The 13,379-nt window shown below is 45.5% G+C and carries 14 protein-coding genes; 2 read left to right on the top strand and 12 right to left on the bottom strand.

Going from position 1 to position 13,379, the window contains the following annotated elements:
- Positions 1–8: 8 nt before the first annotated feature.
- The 5 genes from RQP52_RS04740 to RQP52_RS04720 all read right to left on the bottom strand — a co-directional run bounded on the left by RQP52_RS04740 (position 9) and on the right by RQP52_RS04720 (position 4,737).
- A complete protein-coding gene (locus RQP52_RS04740; RefSeq protein ID WP_315949764.1) occupies positions 9–1,553 on the bottom strand; it encodes an SAM-dependent methyltransferase in 1,545 nt (514 codons plus the stop codon).
- Positions 1,554–1,590: 37 nt separating this feature from the next.
- Complete coding sequence (locus RQP52_RS04735; RefSeq protein WP_315949763.1) at positions 1,591–2,967, bottom strand: PDZ domain-containing protein; 1,377 nt, start codon at positions 2,965–2,967, stop codon at positions 1,591–1,593.
- A gap of 76 nt (positions 2,968–3,043) precedes the next feature.
- Positions 3,044–3,802: a phosphoribosylformimino-5-aminoimidazole carboxamide ribotide isomerase gene (hisA, locus tag RQP52_RS04730; protein ID WP_315949762.1), complete on the bottom strand. Its 759-nt coding sequence runs from the start codon at positions 3,800–3,802 to the stop codon at positions 3,044–3,046.
- A gap of 148 nt (positions 3,803–3,950) precedes the next feature.
- A complete protein-coding gene (locus RQP52_RS04725) occupies positions 3,951–4,421 on the bottom strand; it encodes a hypothetical protein (RefSeq protein ID WP_315949761.1) in 471 nt (156 codons plus the stop codon).
- Positions 4,422–4,428: 7 nt separating this feature from the next.
- On the bottom strand, positions 4,429–4,737 hold the full coding sequence (locus tag RQP52_RS04720) for a hypothetical protein (protein WP_127456065.1): 309 nt from the start codon (positions 4,735–4,737) through the stop codon (positions 4,429–4,431).
- 107 nt (positions 4,738–4,844) lie between these two features.
- On the opposite strand from RQP52_RS04720, the gene RQP52_RS04715 reads away from it, so the two are divergent.
- On the top strand, positions 4,845–5,144 hold the full coding sequence (locus RQP52_RS04715; RefSeq protein ID WP_315949759.1) for a hypothetical protein: 300 nt from the start codon (positions 4,845–4,847) through the stop codon (positions 5,142–5,144).
- A 23-nt stretch (positions 5,145–5,167) separates the two neighbouring features.
- Here RQP52_RS04715 and RQP52_RS04710 read toward each other — a convergent pair whose 3' ends face one another.
- The 4 genes from RQP52_RS04710 to RQP52_RS04695 all read right to left on the bottom strand — a co-directional run bounded on the left by RQP52_RS04710 (position 5,168) and on the right by RQP52_RS04695 (position 9,439).
- Complete coding sequence (locus tag RQP52_RS04710; protein WP_315949757.1) at positions 5,168–5,380, bottom strand: hypothetical protein; 213 nt, start codon at positions 5,378–5,380, stop codon at positions 5,168–5,170.
- 92 nt (positions 5,381–5,472) lie between these two features.
- Complete coding sequence (locus RQP52_RS04705; RefSeq protein WP_315949755.1) at positions 5,473–6,528, bottom strand: YheC/YheD family endospore coat-associated protein; 1,056 nt, start codon at positions 6,526–6,528, stop codon at positions 5,473–5,475.
- A 515-nt stretch (positions 6,529–7,043) separates the two neighbouring features.
- Positions 7,044–7,478 (bottom strand): NUDIX hydrolase, encoded by a 435-nt coding sequence (locus tag RQP52_RS04700; protein ID WP_315949753.1) that lies wholly within the window; start codon positions 7,476–7,478, stop codon positions 7,044–7,046.
- Positions 7,479–7,516: 38 nt separating this feature from the next.
- On the bottom strand, positions 7,517–9,439 hold the full coding sequence (locus tag RQP52_RS04695; RefSeq protein ID WP_315949751.1) for a DUF2334 domain-containing protein: 1,923 nt from the start codon (positions 9,437–9,439) through the stop codon (positions 7,517–7,519).
- A 764-nt stretch (positions 9,440–10,203) separates the two neighbouring features.
- On the opposite strand from RQP52_RS04695, the gene RQP52_RS04690 reads away from it, so the two are divergent.
- Positions 10,204–11,100 carry a YitT family protein gene (locus tag RQP52_RS04690; protein ID WP_315949750.1) on the top strand — a complete coding sequence of 299 codons (897 nt, stop codon included), beginning with the start codon at positions 10,204–10,206 and terminating at the stop codon, positions 11,098–11,100.
- 47 nt (positions 11,101–11,147) lie between these two features.
- On the opposite strand, the gene RQP52_RS04685 is transcribed toward RQP52_RS04690, so the two are convergent.
- The 3 genes from RQP52_RS04685 to RQP52_RS04675 all read right to left on the bottom strand — a co-directional run bounded on the left by RQP52_RS04685 (position 11,148) and on the right by RQP52_RS04675 (position 13,358).
- Positions 11,148–12,182 (bottom strand): Gfo/Idh/MocA family protein, encoded by a 1,035-nt coding sequence (locus tag RQP52_RS04685; protein ID WP_315949749.1) that lies wholly within the window; start codon positions 12,180–12,182, stop codon positions 11,148–11,150.
- Between the two features lie 215 nt (positions 12,183–12,397).
- Positions 12,398–12,661 (bottom strand): HPr family phosphocarrier protein, encoded by a 264-nt coding sequence (locus RQP52_RS04680; RefSeq protein WP_315949747.1) that lies wholly within the window; start codon positions 12,659–12,661, stop codon positions 12,398–12,400.
- 49 nt (positions 12,662–12,710) lie between these two features.
- Positions 12,711–13,358, bottom strand: coding sequence for a serine/threonine-protein kinase (locus tag RQP52_RS04675; RefSeq protein WP_315949745.1), 648 nt, complete (start codon positions 13,356–13,358; stop codon positions 12,711–12,713).
- Between the last annotated feature and the right edge of the window lie 21 nt (positions 13,359–13,379).

Raw genomic sequence — 13,379 nt, 5'->3', positions numbered from 1 at the left:
ACAGCTAGTTAATCTATAAGCACCAATAGTGCTAAAGCACCTTCATGCTCCGGGGCAAAATTCCGTGTAAGCTCTGCGTAACGCCTAGCTGCATCGACATCCCCGACCTCATAATAGCAGATCGCCCTATCATAGAGTACATCCGGATTCTGATGGTAAGCTTCTTCCGTTTTCTCGAAAAAGACACTGGCATCCTGATACATCTCCATCTGATACAAAAGCGCTGCGCACTCCAAAGCCATTTCATGCTGCTCCTTCATCGGGTAGTACCCTTCCCACATCTGGTAAATGCCTAGACGTAAATCGGAGTAAACGCCCTCCTCACACATCGGCAGCAGCTCCGTTAGCTGACTTGCAAATTGCAGGAAAAACTGTGCATCATACCCGCACAATCGCCAAAAGGCAAGAAATTGAGGCACTTCCAGCTGCTCCAAATAACCATCGAGCCATTCTTTCATCGTGATAAAATCATCCGGGCCATAACGCTCGATAAATCGCCGATAGGCTAAACGAGTGTTTCCGTACCCGGCTGGATGGGTGAGCATCAACATACAGCCAATGTTCAGGTGATGATAAGGATGCTGTGTAAACAGACACAGAGCTCCTTTTTGCTCCCAAACTTCGCTCAGGGCATGATAGTTCGCCGTTAACGAAAAACTGCCGTGATGGATCAGCTGCGGCGGCTCACAGTACTCCCAGCTTTCCAGTCGGTGGTCTCCTTTGTCAGCAGTCAGCAGAACGAATCCTTCCCTCGAAAGTTGATTCAACCGTTCAAGACACTGCAAACCAATCACCGGAAATAGGATATGTGAATCTTCTAATTTCTGGGTGTATTGCGCAATAACGTTGCTGTACGCATATGATTTTTGCTCGTATTCCTCAGATAGCCGATATTCATACTCGACCGTTGCGCTTTCCAGCATTTCAGCGGCGCTGCCACCAGCGACCTCATCGGTGAAACGCAGCGATACCATGCAATCATAAACTCGCTTATTATCCACGTAGAGCAGCTCTTGCGGAATGCTATCGAAAAAATAATTCGCAATCACCAGCAGCGGTTGCTGCAAGTCTCCGTTTCGGACACTGATGCCGCTTTCCGTCAAGTTCAGCTCCGTATCTTGCAAGGCATCGAACGCAGCGAAATCCAGGATCCCCTGCTCCACAAAAGGCCGCAAGCTAGGGTGTTGCTGCCAGTACGCCAAATTTTTGAGCGCCAAATCCGTCATGACATAACGAAAAGCGGGTAGAGTCATTCCTGCATAATCTCTCATGGCGCACAATTCCTTCAGTACATGAAAGGCGAGCCGACCGGAGCCCGCACCAAGCTCAACGATCGTAACAGGCTCAGACAGAGACCCTAACTGTGCCCGATCTTGAAGAAAACCAAATATAATCTCCGCATAGGAGGTGGCAATCACCGGATTACTTGTGATGTACTCAGGGACTTCGTTATTTTGCCATGCGCTTATGCCCTGCTCTTCATAATAGGCTCGCTGCAGCTCCCAGATGGGAGATTCACTGAACCGATACATGTTTTGATCGTTCATTGCCATATAAGTGAACCTACTTTTCATAAATGTTGGTAAAAAATTAAGGACAAGAAAGCTGGCCCGCCGTTTGTTTCGGGTGATCTTTTAACCAGTTCAGAATATCATCTAACGTGTGTACGGGCACGATCTGCAGGCTCGGCGCCCCTTTCTTCGCTTCCGACTCATTCGCGGCCGGGACAAAGAAAACATCGGCATTCGTTCTGCTAATGGTGTAGGCTTTTTGTTCCAATCCCCCTACAGGTCCGATGGAACCGTCTGGCTCCATAGTTCCAGTACCAGCGACATGATTGCCGTAGGTTACACCGCAAGGAGTGAGTTGATCAATCAACGTTAGCGCTAGCATTGCACCATGGGAAGGTCCGCCCTCATGCAATAAATAATCATGATAACTCACAAGGATTGGAAGATCATATTGCACTTCGTTCTCGACTTGGATGCCGAAGGCAGCACGACTCGGATCATCCGGATTCGTGCGTGTCTTGGCCTGCACGCTGACTTGTTTGCCGCCGCGCATTACCATGAGGGCCACTTGATCATTGGGCTTGACCGATTTCATACGCTCAGTGAGTTCTTGGACTGTGGTAACAGCCTGCCCATTCACTTGTTGGATCACATCCCCTAATTGAATCTGACCGCTCGCTGGACTGTCCTTGAGAATGGCTGTGATGCGAACACCGTCGGACGAGATTCCCTTCCCTTTTCCGACCTTCTGAAAAGCAACGGCACTTCCCGCGGCATTCGCATCGGCCTTCATGAGCCTTACTTCCTGATTGTATTCACCTAACGTCATCCCTAAATTTTCGACTTCAAATGAATACTTCGCGAAGAGCTTCGCATATACCCAATCAATCGGAAATGCGGGACGTTCAAACACCAGTACCCCTGAGATGTCTCCATGAACATTACTTTCACTGGTATGTGCATAGCGGTTCATATTTAGCGTCAAGCCAGGATACGTCACTAAGTACTTAGTCGGCCAGAACATCACCAACATCAAACCTATCGTTGCAGCAAAAAGACTTATAGTTTTTATAGGCAGCTTGCGCCCTTGCAGCTCATTGACGAATAAATCCACCAAAACCAACAGCCAGGTCAAAATAAATGCTCCTGCCGAATACTCTAACTTCTTCGGTACCGTCAATAAGATGATGACACAGGCCAGTCCTGCCACGATGATGGATGCAGCTCTCACCCACATCCCTAGCTGCTGTCTGTACGACCTTAGGTGGATCAGTGAACCAGCCATCCAAAGTAATGGAATAAGGATGAGGACATAGATAAGTTCGTCGATCATATCAATCCAGTAGATTGTAGCGCTGAGCCGCAGCGGGTCCGGGAGCCAAATCAACTCCCCCAAAACAACTAAGACCAGCGTCAGAACCATAGCCGAATAGTACAACTTTTTCCAAAGAGCCATCCTATGCATCCTTTCCTATGTAAAAAAGTAGCTGACGCTCTCGTATGGAGAGTTCGCTACTTTTTTCAACTCAACTTCACTGCTCTTTCATGTAGGCGACAACTTGATCATACGGAAGATTTCCACCGAAAATATCCAATGCACTGCCAATCGTAATATCCAGCTTTCCGGCCGATAATTGTTTAAACAGCTCGATGTCCTCGAAGGATCTCGCTCCGCCGGCATACGTTGTAGGAATCGTAACCCATTCCGCGAGTGTGCGGACCAGACTTTGTTGAATACCACTTTGCTTGCCTTCTACATCGACGGCATGGATAAGAAACTCATCGCAGTATTGCTCCAGAAACCGAATATTCTCTTCATTCAGCTCAAAATCGCTTAATTGTTTCCATTGGTTGGTCGCAACGAACCACTTGCCGTCCTTCTCTTTGCAGCTTAAATCAATGACTAAGCGTTTCTTTCCAACTTTATCTACTATTCTATCCAGATTTTCCTGATTAAGCTGTCCGTCCCGGAAAATGTAGGACGTCACAATGACGTGGGATGCACCGCGATCCAAATAATACATGGCATTCTCAGCGTGAATGCCGCCACCGATTTGTAAACCGCCTGGATATTCCTGAAGCGCACTTACGGCTTCATCTTGATTCCCATCTCCGAGCATAATGACGTGCCCGCCAACTAATTGATCCTTTTTGAACATTGCCGCATAATACTTGGAGTCATATGAAGATACAAAGTTTTCAATGATGGCTTTTCCTTCTGTGCCTAACGTTTCACCAACAATTTGTTTCACTTTCCCGCTATGTAGATCGATGCATGGCCGAAATTCCAATGACTTTACCCCCACTATCCGCAATTGTTGTTAGCTTGATTTTCCAATTATTATAGCACATTCTATCAACGAAGACCCTAGATCACATCTCAAAAAGAAAAGACCTTCCCTTAACGTTCGGGACGGCCTGGTCGAATATGTCATTCTCTTATTGCTTGATGAATCCTTCTTCCGCCATGTATTCCTCAACTTCTTCGTAGGTTTCAAAAGCGCAGTCCAGATTGCTGCCGGCATAGACATACCACAGATCTTCTTCAAAAGTAACAGTCAAAGCATGGCCTTCTTCATCCGTCCACAGCTCTTCCTGCGATGAGTCCGACACCGGTTGTGTTTGAACCGCGGTGCTCGTTAAAGACTGTATGGACTTCCGAATAATATCCCGAAGCTCTTCCGCGCTAAAATCACGAATATTGATTAACCCTTTGCTATCGGTTGCATACCCCTTCACATATTCCGCATAAACAAATCCGTTGCCGTTCGGGTGCAAGTGGTAGACAACAATTTTCTTATCATAACTGCTTTCTTCATAATGAAAATTAATGCGTCCCAGAGAAACATCCTTACGATGTAACTCGGGAAATGATTCCACAATCGCTAACTTTTCTTCTAAACTGAGCATGCGTCAATTACTCCATCACTTGAATTTTAAATACATTCTCCAATTTGCCTTCGGATCTTTTTTTCAGAGGAATTTTGATATCACGACCAAGCTCTTTGAAAAAAGTGTCAACATCGCATTGTACATTGCTAAGAACAACCTTAAATGAACCATCTTGGACAATGTTTTGATTGGCCTCTTCCGGAACGTTAACATCTACGGCATATTTCTTCGTCAATGTATTCATATATCGACTAAAAATTTCGATTAATTCCTCGTTGTTAAAATTCTCGATGACCAGCTTACCTTTGTTCGTAAAATTCAAATGAACATTCAATTTTTGTGCCCCTTTTCCATGAACCATTGATGTATTGTATAATTATAACACACTTTTATATATTCTAAGCCTTAACATTGAAAATTAACAGTAGGATGGAGTTCAACATGGCATTTGGCATAAAAAGAGATGAGCTTTATCGATGGAAAGACGCCGTCAGCCGCGGTGAAATCGCCTTTTTAACCCACTATTGGCTGGATGATCGTTTTGCCGGCGTAACTACCGTAACCAAGGTCGGCTGCTCGGATTTGGAACGATTAACCAACTGGTGTTTGTCCCACGGTCTCAATCCTCAATATATCCACCACAGTCCCTCTTACCCGCATTACGACCTATTTGGGCCCATTCAAAAGAAAATTTTAGAGCTTGAACAGCAATGGGAACAAATTGAAAGATTTCACTTATAAAAAGAAAACCTCCAATACCCACTTCACGGTTTGGAGGTTTTTTCATCTGATTGTTGGCGTACCTGTCGTAATCTTGTTTCTACTCGATTAATAGCTACAATGGAATACTCACCGAACATTAAAATTTTCGTTTTCACCGGTACAGGAAATGCCGGATGGTTAATTTCCAATTCATCATTGAGCTCATTGTACCAGGGTAATAAATTCATTTTAATGACTAACACCCTATTTTTCACTATCAAACTCCACCTTTACAGCGCTATAATAGCAGTTTATTCGCTTCTCACTGCTAGTGTACTAGATGAATTCTTCATTTATAGATGGGTGATTACCCCCGTTTATTTAGTAGGTACTTGGCATACACAAGTGGAGTTTCATAAGTCTGATAGAACGAATCCTCCATTTTTAACTGCTTGAATTCGTACCTTTGGTCCCTTCCATTTGCCTCGATAAACCAGATGTGCCCTGTCTTGTCGACACCCATATCCAATCCTATATCCGCCATATTCGGTAATCGTTTGCCCAATACTTCAGCTAATCTTAGGGACACCTGCTCAACAGTATCTTTCATACGTTCAGGCTGAAACCCGCTCCGATGAAATAGGAGTTCGCATCGCCAAGCTTCTCCGCCTTTGCCCAAATTGGTAACCTGTCTGTCATGAGCGGCAACTTTTCCTGCAATCCCGTTTACCTGCCACTTGCCCTTTGCTCCGCGCTGAACAGAAACTCGTAAATCGTAGGGTCTGCCTTGATGCGTCGCTAAAGAAATAGCTTGTTGAATGAGATAGGATTGCTTTCCAACCTTGGTTTTGATAAAAGCCAGCGCTTGGTCACGGGTCAACTTCTTGGGCTGGTTATTGCTCCAAAACAAGTCCCATGCCTCATTCTCCTGCTTCGAAAGCTTAATAATCCCTTTGCCTAAGGAGCTGTTTGTCGGTTTGACGAAAAAATCGGAAAATTGCTCCATTGCCTCCAGTAGATGCTTGGGAGAATACGACAAAGTCGCCGGGAGGTGCGCCCGCAGCGACTCCTTCGTATGTAACAACTTGTGAATACGCAGCTTATCATACCGATTTTGACGATTGAAGACATGGCTTGATGCAGCAAGATGGTGCAATTTATTAAGCATATATGGGGAAAGTGAAATAGCTCGATTGTGAATGACTTTGGGGATTGGAAGACGAAGTAGGCGGTAACTTTTGTTCTCAAAACATAAACCAAGGGCTGTCTTCCCGCTCGTTTCCTGCAAGCAAATATAAAAAAGCGTTATACCAAGTTTTTCAGCCGCTTGATTATACAATTCAATTTGTTCATATCCGGTTTGTTTACTCTGTATACCTAAGTACGTTTTTCGATCCAAAAGAATGCCCACTACATTGCGCATATGAACACCTCCACCAAAAAAAGCCATCCATAACACTGTATGCATTTGCTTCCCTTCTGGTCCAAAAGAACGTCATTCATGAGCTTTTTTTCACATGCCAAGCCGGATGTCCGCTTCTGCCAGTCCTTGGCTTCGGGGGCCGAGAGGGCGAGGAATGTGCTGCAACAGTGTTCTAAGTTGTATTTTATGCAATGATATAGCTGTGATTGTGCCTCAGATCACCTCTATATTGTATTTTATACAATCATTAAACCATTAAATGCTCGGATCTCACCTTTTCAAGAGAAATGGTTGTATTTTGTGCAACGAAACACCGTATTCACAGTCAATTCATGCTACTATGCTGTATAAAATGCAACGTAGGCATTCAACATCACCGTTCGCAAATCACCAATCACTCAACTTATAACTGAAAATAATGCCGTTAATTTGTTCATTTTCTACGGCTTCCAGGCCTTTAAATGGAAATTATCCTAATAAAACAAACAAAAAAAGCTGGCAGCCGCCAGCTCCTTTTATTTCCAACCAATGCTTTCAAACCAAAGTCCTTCTTGTTTATGCTCGATTGCAACCCGAATATAGCTGACCATTTGGCTCGGAAGCTCGCTCAAGGGAAACCATGTCAATTGCTCGCATTTTTCCGGCTCCATATTCGTGATCTCGCCTTTCCAGTCGTGCGCTTTCAAGAAGAAATCAACCCATTCGGAAGTCGTGTTTTTGCGATGCATCATTCCGATAATTTCAAGCTGATCAGGCTCGATATCGACGCCTGCTTCTTCCTTTGCTTCCCGGATCGCCGCAGCGACGACCTCCTCGTTGCCATCCATTCTGCCGGCCACTACGCTCCAATTGCCGTCTTGAAACCCGGTATTTTGCCGTTTTAATAATAAGACCTCGTCATTTCGATAAAATAAAATGTGTACCGATCCGTATAAAATAGGTGTTCGCATGGTGATCCTCCAAGTTTTTCTTTCCGAATGAACCTATTTTATTTTACATGATCGGTCTGAAACGATAAAGCTACATCCAAGAACCCGTCTTCATTTCCATACATCGCAATATCATCTTTCCCGTTTCCATCGAAATCAGCGACAGACAGACGTCCGTTTGTTTTGCCCCAGGGTCCAAAAATGGAAAGCAGCTTATAGGTATGATCCTCCGTTTGCTGATACACACGATTGGTTAAATTTCTGGGATCCCAGCGAAGAATATCTTCTTTCCCATCCCCATTGAAATCACCGAAACGAATGCTGCCGAGTTCATCCGGAATGTCGAGCTCAACTTTGTCCAGTTTCCACTGCATACTAGACTGATCCAGCTCAAATTCCACACCTTGTGATGTATTTTCTTTAAATAACATCAGTTTTTGTTGATCCTGGCCAGCTAAATTCCGCACGATTAAATCTCGAGCCGCGCTCGATCTGAACGTATACGGTTTAATGCTTTTAATTTCGTTACCGTGTAAATATAAGCCGAGAAGTTTGCTTCGATCCTGCGATTGCCCAGCAAGGATACAATCTCCATTCGGTTGTTTCAGTTCAAATAAATCGTACCAGCGATTTGCGGGAATGGACCACGTTTGGCTTCGTTTAAATGAATCTCCCGTTGATGCGTAGGCTTCAAGTTTACCGTTCGGACGCACGATCCAAAGTCCTTGCTTCTTACTATCGATCCTGCTGTTCAAGGTAAATGCCGCGCCATCCGCATACGGTATCGACGCCCATGTGTGAGGTGCCGGCTGACGATCATTGCGCAGCTCCTTGTATTGCCCTTGGATAACGGACATGGCTGCCGATTTCTTATCCCACGTCACGATGTCCATCTGACCGCTGCCGCTGACATTCCCAATCTCAGTCAAAGCTGTTTTCGCATTGCCAACCTTCAGACGCTCTCCCGGTGTAAAAGGAACATAATCATGTATCGAATAGAATGGATATCCCTTTTGCTGAATTTGTGCGATCAACTTTTGAAGTACGCTTTTATTTTCACCGGTATATTGATAAGCTGGAATGCCATCGCGGACAACAGGCAAGCCTAACTCATCCAGCTCAGGTTCCAAATAATTGAATTCCAAAAAGGGATGATAAAAGAAAGAATAAATGCGTTCTGCTACCCCTAATTGGTTCAGTATAAACTTCTCGTCTTTACCGATTGGAATATAGGAAAGCGTCGTCGGTACATATACACTGCCAAGCGATGCATTTCCAAATCCTTTATTAACCATATTTTCATATCTCGCGACTGGCGGATTAGGATCAATATTGACATCCGGTTGATACAGGAGTCCAAAATAAGAACGGAACACCTTATCCTGCTCGGGAGCTGTATGATAATGCGGCGCTTCCCAGAAATGAGGCGTCATACCGGCTTTGCGGAAGCGCCCCCACCCTTCTTTAACCCGACTCTCCGCAAACGCCGTTGTCGTCGTCTCCGGCAAATCGCTGACATTAAACTCGTTGCCAACGCCGGAAGCGTGCTGGCCATCGCCGCGTCGCACTTCCCCTGCCTGATGCGTATAACCGTGCATGCCGAGGGTACCTCGATGCTCTGAAGCCTCTTTGATAACCTTATTAAAGGCTTGGATATACGTATCGTCCAGCTGATCGATCGATTTATCGTAGCGTGTTCCTTCATCTGTTATATTTATCCAACGCGGAACGACGGCCATGCCGAACTGCACGTGTTTCTCGTCCAAATAGTGAAGGACCGCCCTTAACTTGCCGAGTCCCTCAAGAGAGCTATAGTAACCGCCGGGTCCAATGTCTTCCAATCGGAGCATCATGAATCGCGGATTGTTATCGGCCCCTTCGACAGTCATCATGTGATATAAGCCGAGAAATAAGCCGCAGGACACTAAGCCGGCAATCCCATACCGCAACCAAGTATTCTTATGTAGTAACCTTTTTATCAAACAAATTCCCCCCATGGAAGCTGAAACTCTGATGCAAATTGGCTGCGGATATGATCTTCTTTGGATATGAATTGGTTATGCTCATCTTTAATTCCTCCAAAAAAAATGATGAATGAAGGCGATTCATGCGCTAATTCATAATAAAATTTCTACCCCAACAATATGTATACGCTTACAAATTATGTAAATCAAACTTCTAGCTGCATAACGTTGTCGCTTTTTGTCCTCAACCCTATTTTATCACTCCCTGTATGAATTGAAAATCATAAATCAACACTCTGGCGGTTTGACTCAGATAAAATGAAATGCTACAATTCAAACAAATTTAGTTGTATATTGCACAAGGAGGGGATGACTCTTGCATCGATTTACACGACAACATCAGTGGAAAATATTGGTCTGGATCATTCTCGGTTTATTTATTTTCCCTTTAACTCCACCGATTTCTCATCATTTTTCGTCAGATACAGAAATACTTGTTCTCGCCAATACCTCACAAGTTCTTTCGATTCAGGATCATACTCCTGCCAAAAAAACAATTTATACGCGCTTTGATAAACTCCAATGGCCGTATGATGTTTATACACAATATGAAATTACCGTATTTGTTATTTTCATTATTTATCTTGTCAAGAAAATTTGGCTTAGATTAAAAACAATTCTTCTGTCATTCCTTAAATTCACCTCGGGTTACACGGGCCTCATACTTCCTATTTCATACAGAGCGCTATTTTGGAAATGAATGAGGAAAAGAGGAACCTATTATGTCTAACCTGCCAAATGGAGCCGTACAATTAAGCTCCCAACATCAAAAGTTAACCCGCCTCAAATTTTTACGCAGAGTCATGTTTATGATCATCGGATCCGCCTTAGTATCTGTCGCATTAGAAGTCTTTCTAGTGCCGAATAATATTATCGACGGCGGAATTGTGGGTATTTCTATCATTTTGTCGCATTTATCCCACTTCCCGTTAGGAATTTTTCTGGTGTTGTTAAATCTGCCATTTTTATTAATCGGATATAAGCAGATTGGTAAAACCTTTGCCTTATCTACGCTATTTTCCGTTATCTTAATGTCCATCGGAACGACCTTGCTTCATCCGGTTCAAGCGTTCACGATTGATCCTCTGTTAGCCGCAGTTTTCGGCGGCATCATACTGGGAATCGGTGTCGGACTCGTTATCCGCTCCGGCGGTTCTCTAGATGGGACTGAAATCGTCGCGATCTTATTTAGCAAAAAATCGCCGTTTTCCGTCGGCGAAATCGTGATGTTTTTCAACTTCTTCATTCTCGGCAGCGCAGGTTTTGTCTTCGGATGGGATCATGCCATGTACTCGCTGATTGCGTATTACATTGCCTTCAAAATGATTGACATCACCATTGAAGGGTTGGATCAATCCAAATCGGTTTGGATTATCAGCGATGAGTTCAGTAAAATCGGGGATTCCATCACCTCCCGTTTAGGCCGCGGCGTTACCTATCTCAAGGGCGAAGGCGCGTTCACGGGAGATGACAAGAAAGTCATCTTCAGTGTCATCACCAGGCTGGAAGAGGCCAAATTAAAATCCATCGTCGATGAGCTGGATCCCAAGGCTTTTCTCGCCATTGGTAACATTCACGATGTCAAAGGCGGCCGCTTCAAAAAGAAAGACATTCACTAAACACAAGAAAAGGGTTGAACAGAAGCTCATCTGTTCAACCCTTTTTGTCATCTCCAGTAGCTGCTCAGATCGACCTTACGGCCGCTCTTCGCGCTGTCGATGGCGCCAAGCACCATGGCCATGCTCTTGATGTTGTCGCGGCAGTCCGTCTCCGCACGGCGTCCCTGCTCCAGCGCCGCGAACATCTCATCCAAGCAGCCAGCGTGCCCGCTGCGGCCCTGCCAGCTCACTTCCGCGTCAATACGCGTATGCTCGCGGAGGAACTTGCCGGCTTGCTCGCCGCCGGCGACAACTTCGGCGTACGGTGCGCCAGCCCCGTCCCAGATGGCACTGCCGGTCTCGCCCGTCACGCGCCATGACGCCTCCCATGAGGTCGGCGCTCCTTCCGCGCACCACGAGCCGCGGTAACAAAACACCGTGCCGTCTGACATCTCGTAGATGCAGATGGCCGAAGCATTCCCGGCGTACCAGGAGCCGGGAGGGTTAAACTCCTGGCAGTACACCGACACCGGGTCTGCCCCTGTAATAAAGCGAGCCTGATCGAATGTATGGATCGCCATGTCCAGGATCAGCGGGCTTTCCATCGCATCGCGAAAGCCCCCGAAATGCGGGCCGAGGAAGAAATCGGCCCCCACATAACCCACGCGGCCTATCGTGCCCGCGTGTATAAGCTCGCGCAGGGCGCGGATGTTCGCGTCATAGCGCCGGTTTTGCATGACGGAGAGCGATGCTCCCGACTGTTCCACCCGCTGCACGAGCTCGCGTGCTTCCGCCATGGTGGCGGCCATCGGCTTCTCGCCGAAGACATTGCAGCCATGGCGAAGCGCCGTCGTCGCAACCTGGAAATGGCTGGCCGGGATGGTGATGTCCAGCACCAGATTGGCGCCGGACTCCTCAATCGCTTGCTCCAGATCCGTATAAATCCCGCAGGTCAGATGATGACGATCCGCCATTGCCTGAGCGAATTCCTTTTTTATATCTACAAGCGCTACAATCGAGCAATCTTCTCGTTTTAACACATAGTCAACCCAGACATTTGCCATGCCTCCGCAACCAACGATGACAATTTGATGCTTACTCATTTAAGCAGTCACACTCCTTTATTCCGTCCATATAGTCCTATTTTAACCCTTTTGTAAGGTACATGCCCTATCCAATCTTGACGGAATATCGCCTCATCTTGTCCTAATTAACCGCTTACATCCATCTCTGAAAAAAGACGCCACTTCTACACCATCGAATACGGAAGCATTCGAGAGCGTCAAAATGGACGTCTTTATCAGGATCTATGCTTATTTTACCGAAAGGATTCAAACAGATCGAACATGTAGTGCATCGCTTCTTCCTCGTCTTTGCCCTTGGTCAGCAAGCGCAGCGTAGTCCCCGCTCTGATCGGTATCAACAGCATACCCAGTAAACTTTTCACATCGACACAATGCATGGAATGATCATACTCAAAATCAATCGTAATGTCCGACATAAAATGTGAAGATTTGGCCGAAATCGCCGTTAGATCACTTCGCTGCAAGTCAGCGCCAAGCTCGAATTCATGTACTCTCATAGACGCGCCTTCCTTATGTTTAAAATTTAGGAAATCTCATCTTTTCTAATTAGATTGTACCACGAGTCCGGCGAAATTTCTTCCATTTCCTATAGCTTCTCCGCACAACATTTAAAGCAAAATTAGGGATAGGCATTTTACGAACCCACGGATAATAAAATCGGTCGTAAGCGTTTTTCAAATCGTCCCACATCGGACAATATTCCTGTTTCATGAAATCCGATACGTCCACGACTAATCCTCGGCCATCCTTCATCATCACATTTTTCCCATGAACATCATGTGGATTCAAGCCTCTATTAACCGCATAAGATAGTGCTTCATCTATATCCTCAATGACCTGTCTTGGAATCGGAAGTCCACGCTGCAAACATTTATAAAGCGTAACGCCAGTTAACCGGCGCAGTACTAAGTAATTGTCTCCTGCATGCAAACATTCGGAATAAGCGGGATGCTTGCCTAGTCGTCGATAGACTTCGGTTTCTTCTTCGATTCCCGGCCTGCCTGGCGCGTATACCTTTACAACAAGATCAGAATAATTGGGATGCATAAGAACCGCCGCATAGTTACCTGAACCAAGCAATTTCCACGGCTTCGGAATATAATGGACTACAATCGGATCGTAGGGTTGTTTGCTGTATATCTCTAACTGTGGCAGTAATTGATGTTCGATCTCAAGCAACCAAGGCTTTAACATTGTTTCTTTAGACTTCCTTCC

The sequence above is a fragment of the Paenibacillus violae genome (assembly GCF_032461945.1).
GTDB classification, from domain to species: domain Bacteria; phylum Bacillota; class Bacilli; order Paenibacillales; family NBRC-103111; genus Paenibacillus_E; species Paenibacillus_E violae.
Note: the sequence above shows the minus strand (reverse complement) of the source record. Positions and strands in the feature narration are given on the sequence as shown.